13 protein-coding genes, 5 tRNA genes and 1 pseudogene are annotated in these 19,351 nt (G+C 67.5%); 5 read left to right on the top strand and 14 right to left on the bottom strand.

What is annotated here, in order from left to right; translation table 11 throughout:
* Positions 1-5 precede the first annotated feature (5 nt).
* Entirely contained in the window at positions 6-2,534 is a 2,529-nt protein-coding gene (gene nirB, locus AB8P05_RS31000) for a nitrite reductase large subunit NirB (protein ID WP_472761799.1), read from the bottom strand.
* Between the two features lie 388 nt (positions 2,535-2,922).
* On the opposite strand from nirB, the gene AB8P05_RS30995 reads away from it, so the two are divergent.
* The 5 genes from AB8P05_RS30995 (at position 2,923) to AB8P05_RS30975 (ending at position 8,607) form a co-directional block, all read left to right on the top strand.
* On the top strand, positions 2,923-3,066 hold the full coding sequence (locus tag AB8P05_RS30995; protein WP_472761798.1) for a hypothetical protein: 144 nt from the start codon (positions 2,923-2,925) through the stop codon (positions 3,064-3,066).
* A 273-nt stretch (positions 3,067-3,339) separates the two neighbouring features.
* Positions 3,340-4,734: a CmpA/NrtA family ABC transporter substrate-binding protein gene (locus AB8P05_RS30990; protein WP_472761797.1), complete on the top strand. Its 1,395-nt coding sequence runs from the start codon at positions 3,340-3,342 to the stop codon at positions 4,732-4,734.
* A 162-nt stretch (positions 4,735-4,896) separates the two neighbouring features.
* Complete coding sequence (locus AB8P05_RS30985) at positions 4,897-5,979, top strand: ABC transporter permease (protein ID WP_472761796.1); 1,083 nt, start codon at positions 4,897-4,899, stop codon at positions 5,977-5,979.
* Between the two features lie 26 nt (positions 5,980-6,005).
* Complete coding sequence (locus tag AB8P05_RS30980) at positions 6,006-7,670, top strand: ABC transporter ATP-binding protein (RefSeq protein WP_472761795.1); 1,665 nt, start codon at positions 6,006-6,008, stop codon at positions 7,668-7,670.
* A 100-nt stretch (positions 7,671-7,770) separates the two neighbouring features.
* Positions 7,771-8,607, top strand: a complete 837-nt coding sequence (locus AB8P05_RS30975) for an aldo/keto reductase (RefSeq protein ID WP_472761794.1) — start codon at positions 7,771-7,773, stop codon at positions 8,605-8,607.
* A gap of 69 nt (positions 8,608-8,676) precedes the next feature.
* On the opposite strand, the gene AB8P05_RS30970 is transcribed toward AB8P05_RS30975, so the two are convergent.
* The 13 genes and pseudogenes from AB8P05_RS30970 to ytfQ all read right to left on the bottom strand — a co-directional run bounded on the left by AB8P05_RS30970 (position 8,677) and on the right by ytfQ (position 19,031).
* Positions 8,677-9,054, bottom strand: a complete 378-nt coding sequence (locus AB8P05_RS30970) for a hypothetical protein (RefSeq protein WP_472761793.1) — start codon at positions 9,052-9,054, stop codon at positions 8,677-8,679.
* A complete protein-coding gene (locus AB8P05_RS30965; RefSeq protein WP_472761792.1) occupies positions 9,051-10,661 on the bottom strand; it encodes a patatin-like phospholipase family protein in 1,611 nt (536 codons plus the stop codon). Before AB8P05_RS30965 ends, AB8P05_RS30970 begins: the two co-directional genes overlap by 4 nt.
* 200 nt (positions 10,662-10,861) lie before the next feature.
* Positions 10,862-10,936 (bottom strand) — tRNA-Val (locus AB8P05_RS30960).
* A gap of 31 nt (positions 10,937-10,967) precedes the next feature.
* A tRNA-Gly gene (locus AB8P05_RS30955) sits at positions 10,968-11,042 on the bottom strand.
* A 4-nt stretch (positions 11,043-11,046) separates the two neighbouring features.
* Positions 11,047-11,123: transfer RNA gene (locus tag AB8P05_RS30950), tRNA-Asp, on the bottom strand.
* A gap of 73 nt (positions 11,124-11,196) precedes the next feature.
* Positions 11,197-11,272, bottom strand: a tRNA-Ala gene (locus AB8P05_RS30945).
* A 38-nt stretch (positions 11,273-11,310) separates the two neighbouring features.
* Positions 11,311-11,397: transfer RNA gene (locus AB8P05_RS30940), tRNA-Leu, on the bottom strand.
* A 74-nt stretch (positions 11,398-11,471) separates the two neighbouring features.
* Positions 11,472-13,121: a phospholipase D-like domain-containing protein gene (locus tag AB8P05_RS30935; protein ID WP_472761791.1), complete on the bottom strand. Its 1,650-nt coding sequence runs from the start codon at positions 13,119-13,121 to the stop codon at positions 11,472-11,474.
* Positions 13,122-13,214: 93 nt separating this feature from the next.
* On the bottom strand, positions 13,215-14,246 hold the full coding sequence (locus AB8P05_RS30930) for an aldose epimerase family protein (protein ID WP_472761790.1): 1,032 nt from the start codon (positions 14,244-14,246) through the stop codon (positions 13,215-13,217).
* Complete coding sequence (gene yjfF, locus AB8P05_RS30925; RefSeq protein WP_472761789.1) at positions 14,246-15,232, bottom strand: galactofuranose ABC transporter, permease protein YjfF; 987 nt, start codon at positions 15,230-15,232, stop codon at positions 14,246-14,248. Before yjfF ends, AB8P05_RS30930 begins: the two co-directional genes overlap by 1 nt.
* Complete coding sequence (locus tag AB8P05_RS30920) at positions 15,229-16,272, bottom strand: ABC transporter permease (protein WP_472761788.1); 1,044 nt, start codon at positions 16,270-16,272, stop codon at positions 15,229-15,231. Before AB8P05_RS30920 ends, yjfF begins: the two co-directional genes overlap by 4 nt.
* Positions 16,269-17,802 (bottom strand): annotated as a pseudogene (gene ytfR / locus AB8P05_RS30915) (galactofuranose ABC transporter, ATP-binding protein YtfR). Before ytfR ends, AB8P05_RS30920 begins: the two are co-directional and overlap by 4 nt.
* A 260-nt stretch (positions 17,803-18,062) precedes the next feature.
* On the bottom strand, positions 18,063-19,031 hold the full coding sequence (gene ytfQ, locus AB8P05_RS30910; RefSeq protein ID WP_472761787.1) for a galactofuranose ABC transporter, galactofuranose-binding protein YtfQ: 969 nt from the start codon (positions 19,029-19,031) through the stop codon (positions 18,063-18,065).
* Positions 19,032-19,351: the final 320 nt, after the last annotated feature.

The following is a 19,351-nucleotide window of genomic DNA, read 5'->3' as shown; positions in this document are numbered from 1 at the left end:
ATCGGTTACCCCACTTCGGCGAGCAGATTGAATTCGTGACGGTCCACGCCCTTGGCGGCACGCTCCGCCCACGGGTCGTCCTGCGAGAAGGTCTGCGAGAACAGGAAGCGCGCGTGCAGCGCCCGCCGCCGTTCCGGATCCTCGACCAGCGCCGCCTTGATGTGGTCGAGCCCGACCCGCTCCACCCAGGGTGCCGTGCGCTCCAGATAGCGGGCCTCCTCGCGGTACAGCTGCATGAAGGCGCCGGTGTATTCCAGCACCTCCTCCTCGGTGCCGACGCGGACCAGCAGGTCGCAGGCCCGGACATGCAGGCCGCCGTTGCCGCCGACATGCAGCTCATAGCCGCTGTCGATGCACACCACGCCCAGATCCTTGATCGTCGCCTCGGCGCAGTTGCGCGGGCAGCCGGACACCGCCAACTTGACCTTGTGCGGTGTCCAGGTGCCCCAGGTCATCCGTTCCAGCTTCACGCCCAGGCCGGTCGAGTCCTGCGTGCCGAAGCGGCACCATTCCGAGCCGACGCAGGTCTTCACCGTGCGCAGCCCCTTGGCATAGGCATGGCCGGACACCATGCCGGCGGCGTTGAGGTCGGCCCAGACCGCCGGCAGATCCTCCTTCTTCACGCCGAACAGGTCGATGCGCTGGCCGCCGGTGACCTTCACGGTCGGGATGGCGAACTTGTCCACCACGTCGGCGATGGCGCGCAGTTCCGCAGCACTGGTCAACCCGCCCCACATGCGCGGCACGACCGAATAGGTGCCGTCCTTCTGGATGTTGGCGTGGGCGCGCTCGTTGATGTAGCGCGACTGGTAGTCGTCCCGGTACTCGCCCGGCCACGCGCACAGCAGGTAATAGTTCAGCGCCGGCCGGCAGGAGGCGCAGCCGTCGGGCGTCGCCCATTCCATCGCCTGGAACACCTCGGCCATGGTCTTCAGCCCGCGCTCGACGATTGCCGTCCGCACCGCGTCATGGGTGTGGTGGGTGCATTTGCACATCGGCTTGACCTTCGGCGCCGCGGTGAAGCCGTCGCCCAGCGTCACCGCCAGCAGCCGTTCCACCGTGCCGGAGCAGCCGCCGCAGGAGGCCGACGCCTTGGTGTGCGCCTTCACCTCGTCCAGGCTGGTCAGGCCCTTCTCGGTAATCGCCTTGACGATGGTGCCCTTGCAGACGCCGTTGCAGCCGCAGATTTCGGCGCTGTCGGGCAAGGCGGCGATGGCGGCGTTGGGGGCACCGGCATCGGCGCCGCCGAACCCCTGCCCGAAGATCATGGTGTCGCGTTCGGCCGAGACGTCGGCGCCGTCCTTCAGCAGCGAGAAGTACCAGGCGCCGTCCTTGGTGTCGCCATACAGCACGGCACCCAGCAGCTTGCCGTCCTTCAGCACCAGCCGCTTGTAGACGCCGCGCGCCGCATCGCGGAACACGATGTCCTCGGTCCCCGCCCCGCCGGAGAAATCGCCGGCGGAGAACACGTCGACGCCGGTGACCTTCAGCTTGGTCGAAGTGACGGAGCCGGTGTAGGCCGCACCCTCCCCGCCCGCGAGGTCGTGGGCCAGCACTTTCGCCATCTCGAACAGCGGGGCGACGAGGCCCCAGGTGACGCCGCGATGCTCGACGCACTCGCCGACCGCGTAGATCGACGGGTCGCTGGTGCGCATCTGGTCGTCCACCCGGATGCCGCGCCCGCACTCCAGCCCGGCCGCCTTGCCCAGCGCCATGTTGGGGCGGATGCCCACCGCCATGACGACGATGTCGGCCGGCAGCTCGCGCCCGTCCTTCAGCCGGACAGCGCTGACCCAGTCGTTGCCCACAATCTCCGCCGTGTCGGCGCCGGTCAGCACCTCGATGCCGCGGCGCTCCAGCTCACGCTGCAGCAGCATGCCGGCCGACGGGTCGAGCTGGCGTTCCATCAGCGTCGGCATCAGGTGGACGACGGTGACCTCCATCCCCTTGACGCGCAGGCCGTTGGCGGCCTCCAGACCCAGCAGTCCGCCGCCGATCACCACGGCGCGGCCGCCCTTCGCCGCCGCCGCCAGCATGGCATCGACGTCGGCCAGATCGCGGAAGCCGATGACGCCCGGCAGGGTCGATCCCGGCACCGGGATGATGAAGGGCATGGAGCCGGTGGCGATCAGCAGCCTGTCATAAGGAACGACGCGGCCGGACTGCGAGACCACCGTCTTGGCCTCGCGGTCGATGCCCTCCACCGGTTCGCCGGTCAGCAGGGTAATGCCGTTGGCGTCGTACCATTCGCGGCTGTTCAGCACGATCTGGTCGAAGGTCTTCTCCCCCGCCAGCACCGGCGACAGCATGATGCGGTTGTAGTTCGGATGCGGCTCGGCCCCGAAGACGGTGATGTCGAAACGGCCGGGCGCCTTGGCCAGCAGTTCCTCCACCGTCTTCATGCCGGCCATGCCGTTGCCGACCACCACCAGCCGTTCCCTGGCCGGTCCGGCGTTGCGCAGTTCGGCCTCGTTGGGTTCGACGGCATCGGATTCGACGGCGGGCCCGTTGTTCGATGAGAGATGCATGTCCATGGCGCGTCTGCCTCGTCTATCGTGTCCGGCCTGCCGCAAGGTCAGGCGCGGGGCCAAAAGAAAGGCGTCCGAACGGGCCTGCGCCCCTGCCCCGCGACCGGATCGCGAAGGCGGGCACACACCTGTTCGGACGCCGTTGTCCGGGCGGTTCGTCGTCGAACCAGAGCCAAGTCCGCGCGTCGTCGCGTGGGATCGGCCGATGTCGCGGGCACCGGCGACGTTGCCGGCGCCCGCTGCTGTCTGGCCAATCCCTTCGCAATCCGCGTGCCAGTCCCGTCGCAAACGGACGGGTCCGGGAAAACTCCAGGGATTCCGCGGGGTCCTGCCTGATTGAGTACCCAATACCTAGGTGCCTATTTTTGGACCATCCTTAGGTATTGCACAAAGCATGACCAGCGAGGCTTGTGTGCGCCGCAAAAATCAGCAGACGGCGCAGGAAGCCCGCCGGGCGCCTCATACCTTCCGCCGGGTCATAGCCAATGGAATCAAGCGCTCCGGCCCATTTTTCGGCAAAACCCATCCTTTGGCATGAGGCTTGCGAAGGAGACGGCCAGAGACGCGCCAACGACGGTGCGTGCATCCCAAGCGTCCAATGATGGGCCAGCCCCGGCAGTGTTGCCGACCCCGGTATCGACGGGCCTTAGACAAGGCTTTTCCGGTCGATCCCGCTGGACGCTTTCGACGGCCTTAATGCCCGAAAAACAGCCAGTCCGGGATTTGCCCAGAAAATCGACGCCCCAGAAAGTCGATACCGGTGTCGCACCACCCGACCGCTGGTCCGGATTTCAGAGATGGAGCAACCGACGTGGCCCAGACCTCCCGCACCACCCTCCGCCACCTTCTCGCATCCGCCGCCGCCGTCATCGCCCTGACGGCAAGCGTCTCCGCCGTTGCCGCCCCGCTCGACGTGGAGAAGGACCAGCTGAAGCTGGGCTTCATCAAGCTGACCGACATGGCGCCGCTCGCCATCGCCGCCGAAAAGGGTTTCTTCGAGGATGAAGGGCTGTCGGTGACGCTGGAGCCGCAGGCGAACTGGAAGGTTCTGCTCGACCGCGTCATCTCGGGCGAACTGGACGGCGCCCACATGCTGGCCGGCCAGCCGCTGGGTGCGACCATCGGCTTTGGCACCAAGGCGCACATCGTCACCGCCTTCTCGATGGACCTGAACGGCAACGGCATCACGCTGTCGAACGAGGTCTGGCAGAAGATGAAGGCCAACGTGCCGAAGGGTGCGGACGGCAAGCCGGTCCACCCGATCAAGGCCGACGCGCTGAAGCCGGTGATCGCCCAGTACAAGGCGGAGGGCAAGCCCTTCAACATGGGCATGGTCTTCCCGGTCTCGACCCACAATTACGAGCTGCGCTATTGGCTGGCGTCGGGCGGGATCAACCCCGGTTTCTACAGCCCGACCGACGTGTCGGGCCAGATCGGCGCCGACGCGTTGCTGTCGGTCACCCCGCCGCCGCAGATGCCGGCGACGCTGGAGGCCGGCACCATCTATGGCTACAGCGTCGGCGAGCCATGGAACCAGCAGGCGGTGATGAAGGGCATCGGCGTGCCGGTCATCACCGACACCGAGATCTGGAAGAACAACCCCGAGAAGGTCTTCGGCGTCACCGACGAGTGGGCCAAGAAGAACCCCAAGACCCATCTGGCCGTCGTCAAGGCGCTGATCCGCGCCGCCCAGTGGCTGGACGAGAACGAGAACGCCAACCGGGCCGAAGCGGTGAAGATCCTGGCAAAGCCGGAATATGTCGGCGCCGACGCCAAGGTCATCGCCAATTCGATGACCGGTACCTTCGAGTATGAGAAGGGCGACAAGCGCGACGTTCCCGACTTCAACGTCTTCTTCCGCTACAACGCGACCTACCCCTTCTATTCCGACGCCGTCTGGTACCTGACCCAGATGCGCCGCTGGGGCCAGATCGCCGAGGCCAAGCCCGACAGCTGGTACGACGAGACCGCGCGCAAGGTTTACAAGCCCGACGTCTATCTCCAGGCCGCCAAGCTGCTGGTCGAGGAAGGCAAGGTCAAGGAGGCCGACTTCCCGTGGAAGAGCGACGGCTACAAGCCGGTCGACAACAGCTTCATCGACGGCATCCCGTATGACGGCCGCAAGCCGAACGACTACCTCGCCAAGCAGCCCATCGGCCTGAAGGGCGACCAGAAGGTCGAGGGCGGTCAGGTGGTGGGGGGCTGAGCAGTATTGCCCCCTCCCTAACCCTCCCCCGCCCTCGGCGGTGGAGGGGACTGCCGCCGCCCTCCCGAAAGGCACCCTCTCCCGCCAAAGGCGGGGAGGGTTGGGGAGGGGGCCACACCTAGGCATCGCCCCACGCCCGCCGACAGCTCAGGACACCCCGCCATGACCAGCCTGACCGAAAGCACCGCCTCCGACCTCGCCCGCGCGCAGCGCAAGGCCCGCCGCGCCCATGCCCTCAACCGCGTCGCCGCCGCCCTGACCACAATCGGCCTCGGCTGGCTGGCGCCGCTGCTGCGGCTGGCATCCGGCGAGAATCCGCGCCAGCAGGGCGTGGAGCTGTGGCGCCAGATGGGCATCCCGCTGACCGCCATCCTGCTGTTCCTCGCCGCCTGGGGCTGGGCCGCCCCGCAGGTGCAGACCAGCCTGGGCGCCATCCCCGGCCCGGCCCAGGTGTGGGAGCAGGCGACGAACCTCTATGCCGACCACAAGGCCGAACGCGCCAAGGAAGCCGCCTTCTACGAGCGGCAGGCCAAGCGCAATGCCGAGATCCTGGCGAAGGACCCGAAGGCGGAGGTGAAGACCCGCCCCCACGCCGGCAAGCCGACCTACATCGACCAGATCTTCACCAGCCTGAAGACGGTCTTCACCGGCTTCCTGCTGGGCGCCCTGGTGGCGGTGCCGCTGGGGGTGGCGAGCGGCCTGTCGCCGACCGTCAACGCCGCGATCAACCCGCTGATCCAGATCTTCAAGCCGGTGTCGCCGCTGGCCTGGCTGCCGCTGGTCACCATGGTGGTCAGCGCCACCGTGTCGGGCAGCGACCCGCTGTTCGAGAAGTCCTTCCTCACCTCCGCCATCACCGTCACGCTGTGCTCGCTGTGGCCGACGCTGATCAACACGGCGGTCGGCGTGTCCTCCATCGACCGCGACCTGATGAATGTCGGCAAGGTGCTCCAGCTCTCTGGCTTCACCATGGTGCGCCGCCTCGTGCTGCCGTCGGCCCTGCCCTACATCTTCACCGGCCTGCGGCTGTCGCTGGGCGTGGGCTGGATGGTGCTGATCGCGGCGGAGATGCTGGCCCAGAACCCCGGCCTCGGCAAATTCGTCTGGGACGAGTTCCAGAACGGCTCCTCCAGCTCGCTCGCCAAGATCATGGTGGCGGTCTTCACCATCGGCCTGATCGGCTTCCTGCTCGACCGCGTGATGCTGGCGCTGCAGTCCGCCGTCAGCCACAGCCCCGCCCGCTAAGCCCTTCCGAGACGGAGACGACGACCATGGCGATCCTGGACCTGAAGGGCGTATCCAAGTCCTATGGCGGCACCACAGTGCTGCGCGACATCGACCTGTCGATCGAAGAGGGCGAGTTCGTCGCCATCGTCGGCTTCTCCGGCTCCGGCAAGTCGACGCTCATCAACCTGATCGCCGGGCTGGCGATGCCGGACGCCGGCGAGGTGCTCTACCGCGGCAAGCCGGTCACCGGACCCGGCCCGGAGCGCGGGCTGGTCTTCCAGTCCTATTCGCTGATGCCCTGGCTCAGCGTGAAGGAGAATGTCGCGCTGGCGGTGGACGCCGTCCACAAGGACAAGGGCGGCACCGAACGCGGCGTGCTGACCCGCCGGGCGGTGGAGACGGTGGGCCTGGGCCACGCCACCGACCGCCGGCCGAAGGAGCTGTCGGGCGGCATGCGCCAGCGCGTCGGCTTCGCCCGCGCGCTCGCCATGAGCCCGGAGATGCTGCTGCTGGACGAGCCGCTGTCGGCGCTCGACGCCCTGACCCGCGCCAAGCTGCAGGACGAGATCGAGGCGATCTGGCGCAAGGACCGCAAGACCGTCATCCTCATCACCAACGATGTGGACGAGGCGATCCTGCTGGCCGACCGCATCATCCCGCTGACCCCAGGCCCCAACGCCACGCTGGGCCCCGCCTTCACCGTCGATCTGCCGCGCCCGCGCGACCGCACCGCCGTCAACCATGACGAGGACTTCAAGCGCCTGCGCGCCGAGGTCACCGCCTACCTGATGGAGGTCGGTGTCGCCCGCGGCACCGGCGGCGATGACGAGCTTGTCCTGCCCGACGTGAAGCCGATCACCGCCGCCCCGCCTCCCAAGGCCTACATCGAGGCGATGGGCGGGCGCGGGATGGAGGACCGCTATCTGGAATTCACCCGCCTGACCAAGACCTTCGCCACGCCGAAGGGGCCGCTGACCGTGGTGGACGGCTTCGACCTGAAAATGCGCAAGGGGGAGTTCGTGTCGCTGATCGGCCATTCCGGCTGCGGCAAGTCCACCGTGCTGTCGATGGTGGCGGGCCTCGCCGACATCACCAGCGGCGGCATCATCCTGGACGGCAAGGAGGTGGACGGCGCCGGCCCAGACCGCGCCGTGGTGTTCCAGGCCCCCAGCCTGTTCCCCTGGCTGACGGCTTTCGAGAACGTCATGCTGGGCGTCGACCGCGTCTATCCCCACGCGAGCAAGGGAGAGCGCACCGACATCGCCCGCTATTACCTAGCCCGCGTGGGCTTGGGCGACAGCATGGACCGGAAGGCGTCGGAGCTGTCCAACGGCATGAAGCAGCGCGTCGGCATCGCCCGCGCCTTCGCCCTGTCGCCCAAGCTCCTGCTGCTGGACGAGCCCTTCGGCATGCTGGACAGCCTGACCCGCTGGGAGCTGCAGGAGGTGCTGATGGAGGTGTGGGCGCGCACCAAGGTCACGGCGGTCTGCGTCACCCACGACGTGGACGAGGCGCTGCTGCTGGCCGACCGGGTGGTGATGATGACCAACGGCCCGAATGCGAAGATCGGCCATGTCCTGACCGTCGACATCCCCCATCCCCGCACCCGTCAGGCCCTGCTGGAGCACCCGCGCTATTACGAGTATCGGGAGGAGCTGCTGAACTTCCTGGAAGGCGGCCACGCCGGCGCGCGGAAGAAGGCGGCGTGACCCGCTTCCGTCTTCCGGAATCCCACCGAATAGGCATTGGACAAGCTGGCCCCGCGGGGCCAGCTTGTTGTCTTTCGGGATGACGGACGAGGGATCGGAGATGAAGCGCGTGACCCTGCCGGACGGCACCGACGTTCCGGCTCTCGGCCAGGGCACCTGGATGATGGCGGAAGGGCGCGGCGACCGTGCCGCCGAGATCGCCGCCATCCGGGCCGGCATCGACCGCGGCATGACCCTGATCGACACCGCCGAGATGTATGGCGACGGCGCCTCGGAAGAGCTGGTGGGCGAGGCCGTCGCCGGCCGGCGCGACGGGTTGTTCATCGTCACCAAGGTTCTGCCCAGCAACGCGTCGCGCATCGGCACGGTGAAGGCCTGCGAGCGCAGCCTCAAGCGGCTGGGGATCGACCGCATCGACCTCTATCTGCTGCATTGGCGCGGCGGCGTGCCGCTGGAGGAGACGGTGGAGGCCTTCGAGCTGCTGCGCCAGTCCGGCAAGATCGCCCGCTGGGGCGTCTCCAACTTCGACGTGGACGACCTGGAGGAGTTGGGGGAGGTCGCCGACCTGCAGGGCTGCGCCGCCAATCAGGTGCTCTACAACCCCGAACACCGCGGCATCGAGTACGACCTGCTGCCGTTCCAGCACACCGCCCGCATGCCGGTGATGGCCTACTCCCCCATCGGCCAGGGCGGCCGCCTGCTGCGCTCCCCGGCATTGCTGGCGGTGGCGAAGCGCCACAACGCCACCCCGGCGCAGGTGGCGATTGCCTGGGCCTTGCGCCAGCAGGGCGTGATCGCCATTCCCAAGGCGGGAACGACGGCGCACGCCATCGAAAACGCCGAGGCCGTGAAGCTGACCCTGACCGGGGAAGATATCGCGGAGATCGACAAGGCCTTCCCGCCGCCCAAGCGAAAGCAGCCACTGGCGATGCTGTGAGGGAAGCCGACGGGAGGACGCCGGATTCCGCGACTGTCCGGCCCCCTACGCCAAGGCACGATCCGGACGTCACCGCAGCTTGAGGGTGACCATCTGGGAATCGGTGATCGAGGAAAGCTGTTCGCGCCGTTTCTGGCCGATCTGCTTGGCCTCGTTGATGGTGTTTTTCAATTTGCTCTGAAAGAGCTGTTTCATCACGTCGCCCGAAACATGTTTCAGGACTACCCCCGTAAGCTCCGACGCGCCGCCCGTATATTGGATCTTCCCCAGATTGACGCCCCCGTTTTCCGGCAAGTCGGCAGCGAGCCCGCCGTGAAGCTTCAGTCTTGCGAGCCTTGCCGCGGCGCCCGTCTTGGCCCGCGCATTGTCCGATTCGATGCGCAGCTTCTGCTCCAGCGGATCGACCTTAGCGAAGGTTTTGTTCCGTATGGCTTTGGAAAACTTCATTGTCTCTCTCCATGGGGTCTCCCGCTGTCGGCCAAACCGATAACCTGCGACAGCATGCTGGAGGCGAAACTGGCGAAATCGTCGTTCAGCACGCCTCTAACGTAGGACGCATCGCCGTTCCCGTCCAGAAGCAGCACCATGGCAGGCTGCGCCCGCCCATTGCCTCCTGACAGATATACAGGGATGGCAAGCTGCCACGTCATGTTGCTCCACAGCAGACGGCGGAGGCGACGATTAGCGTCTCCGTCCAGGCGATAGGTGAAAGGCGTGGCATCGAAGGTCGGCTTCCCGGTGCCAAAGACATATCCCGCCAGCGAGCCGTCGATTGGAACGGTCAAGGTCTCGTCGGAATGGTTGGAACGGTTATGGCCATGAAGATAGCGAAGGCTGCGGTGGGTGCCGGGTTCGGCCATGGCAAGACACACCCGAACCTCGCCCGCATTGCCGCCATGACCACCCGCTTTGAGCAGATCGACGACAATCTCATGCAGGTCGCGGCATGCCCGACGCAGCAGACGGGGGCGAGTATCCAATTCATAGATGACATTGGCCAAAGTCCATTGATAAGCCGCGCCAACCACCGTGGCCGCCTGATCCGCCTCAAGATCGAAATCCAGGACCCTGACGACGGTCCTTATCGGCAGGGCATACAGGCCGGCCGCCGCCCTCTTGTTCAGAACGGCTGCTCCGAAGAGGGCGGCCCGCGTCGCCGCGGCAAGGTTTTGGAACGGCTTCAGAAAGGCCATCGGACCGCCAGTCTTCCGGCGCTCGTTCTCGACGATTTCGATAGCGATGGTATGGGCGTCGGGATCGAGGGCGCGCTCCTCGTCGAACGTCCAGGCCGGCAGGTTGCTGACCAGCCCGCCATCGTAATAGGAGACGCCGGCAATGATCTTGGGACTGAAGATGACCGGAATGGCGATGGACGCGGCAACCGCATCGGCGACCGCCACCTGCGGCGTGTGCTCCTGCGAAAACAGCGTCAGTTCGCCGCTCTCCAGGTTGGTGGCGACGATCTTCAGCGGTCGGGGCAGATCCTTGAAACAGACCCGGCCTTCAGACCCGACGCTGCCGATCTTCCGGCGCAGCGCACGATTCATGTTAATGGTGAAGGTGTCCGTCGAGCACAACCCGGCGCATAACCAACGAAAAGCGAGGACCGCGACCGCCATCACCGCCAGCATGAACAGCGGTACGCCGAACGCCGGTGTAACGCCCCAGGTCTCCCGATCCAAATGCCACCCCACCCAGGCCGACAGCAGGATGAAAAAGCTCCCCAGCCCGGCGAGCAGCAGTTTCCAATGGTCCAGGCACCAGCGGAATCCGCGGATTATGCTCCAGGCGTCGCCGAAAAGTTCGGTGGCGCGGCCGAGGTGCAGATCCTGCAGGATCGTATGGGAGCCATCCAGCGCGAACAGCTCCTCCGCACGATAGCCGGCGGCAACGAGCGCCGCCAGTATGGCGCCGGCCGACGTGCCCGCCACGCCCAGTATGTGCGGTTCCAACTCTTCGATGGCATGCAAGGCACCGACATGCACCAGCCCCTTCGCCCCACCACCCTCGAAAACCAGAATGGCACGCTTGGACCGCATCTTCTTCGCAGCCAACACAGATCTCCCAACTTAACAGCCCGGCTCCAATCGGCTCAACGCTTCGACTTGTGTACCGCGTTTCCGAATTTCGGCCCACGTGAAAAGATGAGTTGGCCGCTGCTTTCTCTCCTTCCGGTTGCTTACGCCATACCGGTCGAGATGTGGGGCTAAAATGGCGAAGGCCGCCAACCCGTTCCGGTTGGCGGCCTTCAGAATGGTGGTCCCGACTGGGATTGAACCAGTGACCCCTACGATGTCAACGTAGTGCTCTCCCGCTGAGCTACGAGACCACGGGAACCCTGTAAACTGTCGCTCCAGTAATGGAGCGGGCGAAGGGATTCGAACCCTCGACCCCAACCTTGGCAAGGTTGTGCTCTACCCCTGAGCTACGCCCGCAAAGTGGCGCGAGTGACGGGACTTGAACCCGCGGCCTCCGGCGTGACAGGCCGGCGCTCTAACCAACTGAGCTACACCCGCGCTGAGGAGCGGCGCCTTTTACAAGACATCACCCCGATAGACAAGACCTAAACTCTACCCAAACCTTCAGAAGTGGTGGAGCCAAGGAGGATCGAACTCCTGACCTCTACAATGCCATTGTAGCGCTCTCCCAGCTGAGCTATGGCCCCACTATACTTCTGCTACCCTTCACCAACACTTAGAGTGTTGGTGCGCTTGGAGGGAGTCGAACCCCCACGGCCTTTCAGCCACTAGGACCTGAACCTAGCGCGTCTACCAGTTCCGCCACAAGCGCTTTCCCCGCACCGCGTTGGGCGCCGCGGGGAGCGCCTATGTAGCGGGATGGCCCGCGGCCCGCAAGCACAGAATTCACTCTCCGCGAAAATTTTTCCCAAGCCCCTTCCGGCCGGCCCACACGGCAAGGCCGAGCCCGATCGCGGCACCCGCGGCGACCCCGGCGGCGATGCGCAGCGTGGTGCGGTTCACGTCCCCGAACACCGTCGCGCCGCGAAGGATGATCTTCGCCATCGGCTCCGGCCGGTCGGGATCGAGCAGCCGTTCGTCGACCAGCGCCACCTCCGCCTCCGACAGCGGTTCCGGCTCCAGCGGGCGGAGCGACCGGCCGGACGGGCGCATCAGCCGGTCCACGGTGGCGACCAGCGACCCGGTCTCCTCCTCCGTCCGCTCCACCTCCTCCACCGCCACGCCCAGATGCTCCGCCATCAGCCGCGTTCGGACGGAGCGGATGGCGCGGCAATTCTCCGACTCCTCCTGCCCGCCGGGCGGGCATTCGATGGCGAGGTCGCATTCGGTGTCCAGCCCCTGGGACCGGTTGTTGATGTTGGACGACCCCACCCGCAGGAACCGGTCGTCCACCACCAGCACCTTGGCATGGACATAGATGCCCTGCCCGCCCTCGGTCACCGGGGCCAGGATGCGGAAGCGTCCGTTCGGATCGGCCTCGCGCACGCGTTGGACCAGCAACGAGCGGGCGCTGCCCATCGCCTCCTCCTCCACCCAGCCGGGGGTGCGTTCCGGGTTGACGACCACCACCTCCGGCCCGTCCGGCTCCGACAGACAGGCGGCGATGGCGGCGACGATCCGTTGCGAGGCGAAATACTGGCTTTCCAGATAGATGAACCGCCGGGCCGCGGCGATGGCGGCCAGATACAGCGCCTCAATCTCGCGCACGCCGGGCTTGCTCCCCTCTTCGGCCCTTACGGTATCGGCCATCGGGTCGGTGCGGGCGATGGCGACGGGGATGTCGCGGAAGTCGGGCTCCAGATCCTCCGGCCAATGGGCTTCGGTCGGCGGCGGCGGCAGCAGCACGTCGCCGGTGGCCCGGCGCCAGCGCTCCCGCGCCAGCTCGCCCAGCGCCCGCGCCGCCTCACCATCGACGGCTGTGGTTACGTCGTGGAAGGGGCCGTAGGGCTCGCCGCCGGGCCGCACGCGGCGGGGATCGTCGTCGCGGTGCTCGGGGGTGTCCCAGCGGTCGGTCGTCATGTCGATGCCGCCGCAGAAGGCCAGCGCGTCGTCGATGATGGCGATCTTCTGGTGGTGGCAGGCGCCGGGCGGATGGGCGGAGTCCAGGCGGAAGCGCAGGCGCCGGCTGCTCAGCCAGTCGAGCAGGACCAGCGGGGTCCGGCCGCGGAACGGCATCTTCAGGACCGCCAGATCCCATTTCAGCACATTGATGGTCAGCTCCGGCCGCACCCGGACGATCCAGGACAGGAAATCGCCCAACTCGTTCGGCACGTCCGGCATCGGATCGTCGGGTTCCAGCTTGATCCGGGTGTCGAAATCCCAGCCGATCAGCATCACCGTGTGGCGGGCGTTGAGGATGGCCTCCTTGATCCGGGCGAAATAGGCGGCGGCGTCGATGATGACCGCCATCCGGTCCGCCTTTGCCACGCGCCAGCAGGTCCGTCCGGGGACCAGGATCGCGCCGGCCTCGGAGTCCGGCCGGCCTGCAGCTGGACAGCCGGACTCTGGGCTGGCGGCACCCGGCGTTGCAGCCATGTCGATCTTCCCTTCCATCGTAGGTGCGGCAGCGGTCCCGCTGCCGTGCCTTCGATGAACCCGCGAGCCCGGCGGACGGTTCCCCGCCGCCGCTCAGCCCGTCCGGAAGCGCAGCTGCATACGGTGCTCATAACGCTGGCCGGGGTCCAGCCGCGCCGAGGGGAAATGGCCGATGTTGGGGCTGCCGGGAAATCGCTGGCTCTCCAGCGCCAGCCCGGCGAAGCGGCAATAAGGCCGCCCGCCCTTCCCCACGACCTTCTCGCTTAGGTACCCGCCGGTATAGACCTGCAGCCCCGGCTGGTCGGTCGCCAGCTCCATCCGCCGGCCCGATGCCGGATGCTCCAGCACCGCCACCGGGCGCAGCTCCCCCGCCGGCCCCTCCAGGCACCAATTGTGGTCGAAGCCGAAGCCGCCGACCGCGTCCAGCGCCTCGCCCAGCCCCAGCCCGCCGCGCAGGTCGAAGGGGGTGCCGTCCACCGGCCGCACCTCTCCCGTCGGGATCAGGTCGGCGCCGACCGGCGTGGTGAAGCCGCCGCGCACCGTCAGCCGGTGGTCGCGCAGGTCGCCCGACGCATGCCCCCCAAGGTTCCAATAGCTGTGATGGACGAGGTTGACGATGGTCGGCCGGTCGGTCGCCGCCGTCATGGTGATGTCCAGCACCCCGTCGTCGGTCAGCCGGTAGCGCGCGGTCGCCGTCAGCGTGCCGGGATAGCCCTGGTCGCCGTCGGGCGACACCAGCGTGAAGGTGACGGCATTGTCCGCCTCCTCCACCTCGGCGTCCCAGATCCGCCGGTCGAAGCCGTCCGGCCCGCCATGCAGCTGGTTCGGCGGCTCGTTGACGGCCAGTTCATGGCGCACGCCGTCCAGCGTAAAGGCCGCCCCGCCGATGCGGTTGCCGTAGCGGCCGCAGGTGGCACCGAAATAGGCGTCGCTCGCCAGATAGTCGGCCACCCGGTCGAAGCCCAGCACCACGTCGGCCTGCACTCCGTCGCGGCCGGGCACCATCATCCGCACCAGCCGGGCGCCATGGGCGATCACCGTCGCCTCCAGCCCGCCGGCGGACAGGGTGAAGCCCTCCACCGGACGGCCATCTACGGTGTCGAACAGGAAGCTCTCGATGGGCATCACGCCTCCGCCGGTTCGCCGCCGCGGCCGGCCCAGACCGTCAGCAGCCCCTTCTGCAACAGGATGAAGACGAACAGCAGAACACCGATGGCGATCTTGGTCCACCAGCTGCTGAGCGTGCCGTCGAAGGTGATGTAGGTCTGGATCAGCCCCTGGATCAGCACGCCGACGAAGGTGCCGACGACATAGCCGTAGCCGCCGGTCAGCTGCGTCCCGCCGATCACCACCGCGGTGATGGTGTCCAGCTCCACCCCCGTCGCCGCCAGCGAATAGCCGGCGCCGGTGTAGAGCGAGAAGACGATCCCCGCCAGCCCGGCCAGCAGGCCCGACAGCCCATAGACCGCCACCGTCGTCCGCCCCACCGGCACGCCCATCAGCTCCGCCGACTGCCGGTTGCCGCCCAGCGCATAGAGGTTGGCGCCGAAGCGCGTCCAGTGCGCCAGCACCACGGCCGCGACCACCACCCCCAGCATCAGCAGTGCCGGCAGGCTCAGCTTCAGACCGAAGTCGAAGCGCAGCGCCATGTCGTTCAGCTCGCCGTAGAGCGGGTGGTTGATCGGGATCGAATCGGTGGTCAGGACGAAGCCCAGGCCGCGGGCGATGAACATGCCGGCCAGCGTGACGATGAAGGGCGGCATCTGGAAGACATGGATCACCCCGCCCATCGCCGCCCCGAAGCCGCCGGCGGCGATCAGCGCCACGGCGAAGGCAGGCATGGGGTGCCAACCGCCATGCTCGATCAGCACGGCCAGCAGCACGGTGGTGAAGCCGATCACCGCGCCGACCGACAGGTCGATCCCGCCGGACAGGATGACGAAGGTCATGCCGACCGCGGTGATGCCGAGAAAGGCATTGTCGGTCAAAAGGTTGCCCACCACCCGCCAGGAGGCGAAATTGGGGAACTGCGCCGCGCAGATCAGGAAGCCGACCACCAGCACGGCGGTGGTGACGATCAGCGGAAGGAAGCGCTGGAGTGCACCGGTCATGGCTTTGCCCCTCCGCTGGTCGGCGCCACCGGCGGCTTGACCGCCCCGATCGGCCGTGCCCCCTTGGGCCGCGGCAGGAACAGGGTCAAGGTCGGCGATTGCAGCAGCAGGACGACCATCAAGACGCCCGCCTTGACGATCAGGTTGAATTCCGGCTTGAAGCCGCTCAGCAGGATGCCGGTGTTCATCGCCTGGATGATCAGCGCCCCCACCACCGACAGCACCAGCCCGAAGCGCCCGCCCAGCAGCGAGGTGCCGCCAACCACCACCGCCAGGATGGCGTCCAGCTCCAGCCACAGCCCGGCATTGTTGGCGTCGGCGCCGCGGATGTCGGCGGTGACGATCAGCCCGGCCACCGCTGCGCACAGCCCGCACCAGACATAGACGGCGACCAGCACCACCGGCGTGTTGACGCCGGCCCCGGCGCTGGACAGCCGGTTGACGCCGACCGCCTCGATCATCAGCCCCAGCGCGGTCGCCCGCACCAGCAGGGCCGTCACCGCCAGCGCCACGATGGTCAGCACCACCGGCATCGGCACGGTCAGGAAGGATCCGCTGCCGATGAAGGCCAGGGACGGGCTGGTGAAGGTGACGATCTGCCCCTCCGTCACCAGCTGGGCGATGCCGCGGCCGGCGACCATCAGGATCAGGGTGGCGATGATCGGCTGGATGCGCAGAACCGCCACCAGCAGCCCGTTCCACAGCCCGCACAGCAGGCCGGCGGCCAGCGACGCCGCCAGCACCGCCGGCAGTCCCCACCCCGCCCCGGTCATGGTGGCGGCGACCGCACCGGAAATCGCCATGACGGCGCCCACCGACAGGTCGACGCCGCGGGTGGCGATGACCATCGTCATGCCGATGGCGAGCAGCGCCACCGGGGCGCCGCGGTTCAGCACGTCGATCAGGCTGCCGAACAGCCGGCCGTCCTGCAGGCGGATCGCGAAGAAATCGGGAAACAGCAGCCAGTTGGCCAGCAGGACGGCGATCAGCGCGCCATATTGCGGCAGGTTGCGCGACGGACCGGGAGCGGACAGCGTCATTGCCGCACCTCGCCGATTCTAGATTCCGACGCGATGGCATTCGGCGTCTCCGACGCGATGGCGGCGACGATGCGCTCCACGCTGACCTCCTCCCCTCAGTTCCGCCACATGGCGGCGGTCGCGCAGCACGACGACGCGGCGGCTGTAGGCGACGATCTCCTCCAGCTCCGACGACACCACCAGCAGCGCCATGCCGTCGGCGCACAGCCGCTCGATCAGGCGGATGATCTCGGCATGGGCGCCGACGTCGATGCCGCGCGTCGGCTCGTCCAGGATCAGCAGCCGCGGCTCTGTCGCCAGCCAGCGCGCCAGCAGCGCCTTCTGCTGGTTGCCGCCGGACAGCAGCTGGATCGGGCGCTCGGCGTCCGGCGTGCGGATGTCGAGCAGGCGGATGAAGCGGTCGGCGATCTCCTCCTGCCGGCGGCGCGGGATCGGCTTCAGCCAGCCCTGCCGCGCCTGGAGCGCCAGGATGATGTTCTCGCGCACCGACAGCTCGCCGACGATGCCCTCCTTCTTGCGGTCCTCCGGACAGAAGCCGAAGCCGAGCCGCACGGCGTCGCGCGGCCCCTTCAGCCGCACGGTCTGCCCGTCCACCGTCGCCTCGCCCTGGTCGGCGCGGTCCATGCCGAAGACCAGCCGCACCGTCTCCGTCCGTCCCGATCCCAGCAGGCCCGCCAGCGCCACCACCTCGCCGGGGCGGATGTCGAGGTCGAAGGGCTCGACGCTGCGCGCCTTGCCGAATCCCTTGAAGCGGGCCAGCGGCGGGCGGGTGTCGATCTCCTCCGGGCCGAGGTCGATGCGGTGCGCCGCCGCCTCCAGCTCCCGCCCCAGCATCATGGCGACGAGGTCGAGGCGCGGCAGGTCGGCCGTCCGCCGCTCCCCCACCAGCCGGCCGTTGCGCAGCACGGTGATGCTGTCGCAGACCTCATAGACCTGATCGAGGAAATGGGTGACGAAGACGATGCCGATCCCGCGCGACCGCAGGGTGCGCATCACCTTGAACAGCACCGCCACCTCCTGCGCGTCCAGGCTGGCGGTCGGCTCGTCGAGGATCAGCACCTTGGCCGACATGTCCACCGCGCGGGCGATGGCGACAATCTGCTGCGTCGCCACCGAAAAGCGCCCGAGCGGCGCCGTCACGTCGATGGTCAGGCCGTAGGGCATCAGAATGGCCCGCGCCCGCCGCCGCATGGCGCCGCGGTCGACCAGCCCCCAGCGCATCGGCTGGCGCCCCAGGAACAGGTTCTCCGCCACCGACAGGTTGGGCAGCAGGTTCACCTCCTGATAGACGGTGCCGATGTGCAGGCGCTGCGCCTCCTCCACCCCGCGGGGCGCGATCTCCCGTCCCTCCAGCGCCACGGTGCCGCCGTCACGCTGGTAGACGCCGGTCAGCGTCTTGATGAGCGTCGATTTGCCGGCGCCGTTCTCGCCCAGCAGCGCATGGATCTCGCCATGGCGCAGGGTGAAATCGACGCCGTCCAGCGCCTGCACGCCGAGAAACGCCTTCGACAGCCCGCGGATCGCCAGCAGCGGCGCGGAGGGGGAGGAGCGGTGGACGCCGTCATGACGGACCTCGGCGGATGCGCGGAAAAACAACCAGGACGGCGAAGATGCCCTCTCCCGCCCCGGGAGAGGGAGGGGACCCACGAAGTGGGGAGGGTGAGGGGTGGAGCAAGAATCCCGAACCGCATGGTTCCTTGGATCACCCCTCACCCTTCCCACCGCTTCGCGGCGGGCCCTTCCCTCTCCCGGGACGGGAGAGGGACCCCTCCTGCGCCCCCAACCTCCGATCAATAAGCGTCCTTGCGGCGCTCATACTCGGCCTTGGCGGTCTCGGGCGTGAACAGGGCCGATTCCGTCTGGATCCACTTCGGCGGCGCCTTGCCGTCCTTCTTGAAGGCGATCAGCGCGTCATAGGCCGGACCCGCCATGTTCGGCGTCAGCTCCACCGTGGCGTTCGCCTCGCCCTCCGCCATCGCCTTGAAGATGTCGGGCACGCCGTCGATGGAGACGACCAGGATGTCCTTGCCCGGCTTCAGCCCGGCTTCCTTGATCGCCTGGATGGCGCCGACGGCCATGTCGTCGTTGTGGGCGTAGACCGCGCAGATGCCCTTGCCGCCATTCTCGGCCTTGATGAAGCTCTCCATCACCTCCTTGCCCTTGGCGCGGGTGAAGTCGCCGGACTGGGTGCGGACGATCTTCATCCCCGGATTCTTGGCGACGACCTCGTCGAAGCCCTTCTTGCGGTTGATGGCGGGCGAGGAGCCGACCGTGCCCTGCAGCTCGACCACGGCACACTTGCCGCCGGTCTGCTTGGCCAGCCATTCGCCGGCCACCCGGCCCTCATGCACGGTGTCGGAGGTGACGGCGGTCATGTAGAGGCTGGGGTCCTTGGTCTCGATCTGGCGGTCGAGCAGCACCACCGGGATCTTCGCCTCCTTGGCCTCCTTCAAAACCGAATCCCAGCCGGTCGCCACCACGGGCGCGATGAAGATCGCGTCCACGCCCTGGGCGACGAAGGAGCGCACGGCCTTGATTTGGTTCTCCTGCTTCTGCTGGGCGTCGGAGATCTTCAGGTCGATGCCGCGCTTTTCAGCCTCGGCCTTGGCCGTCTTGGTCTCCGCCGCGCGCCAGCCCGACTCCGACCCGATCTGCGAGAAGCCGACCACCAGCTTCTTGTCGGCGGCCTGCACCGCGCCAAGCCCGATGAAGAGCGCCGCGGCGGCGGTGGCGGCGGAAATCACCCATTTCCTGGACATCTGTTTCACTCCCTGAGGGTTTATTGCCGTGCTTGTCGGATGGGGGCGGGCGACGGGACGGGGTGCTGAAAGATCGTGATCGCGGCCCGGTCAAATTTGTTCGCAATGCCCACTTTAAGTACCCAAAACCATAACTGTCCAATACGATTCTCGACCGATGCGATGCTGAAAAGGATATGTCCGGTCGAAAGAACGGCCGGGCAGCGGAAGGCCGCCCGGCCGCAAGGTGACCCCGGTCCATAAGACACCGGGGCCGACGCACCCGAGGGAGAGCGCGCCGGGACGCAGCCGCCGCAATGGGATGGAGAGAATCACCGCGG

It is taken from the genome of Azospirillum sp. VT-I1 (genome assembly GCF_055698305.1).
This window is presented reverse-complemented; position numbering and strand designations above follow the sequence as displayed.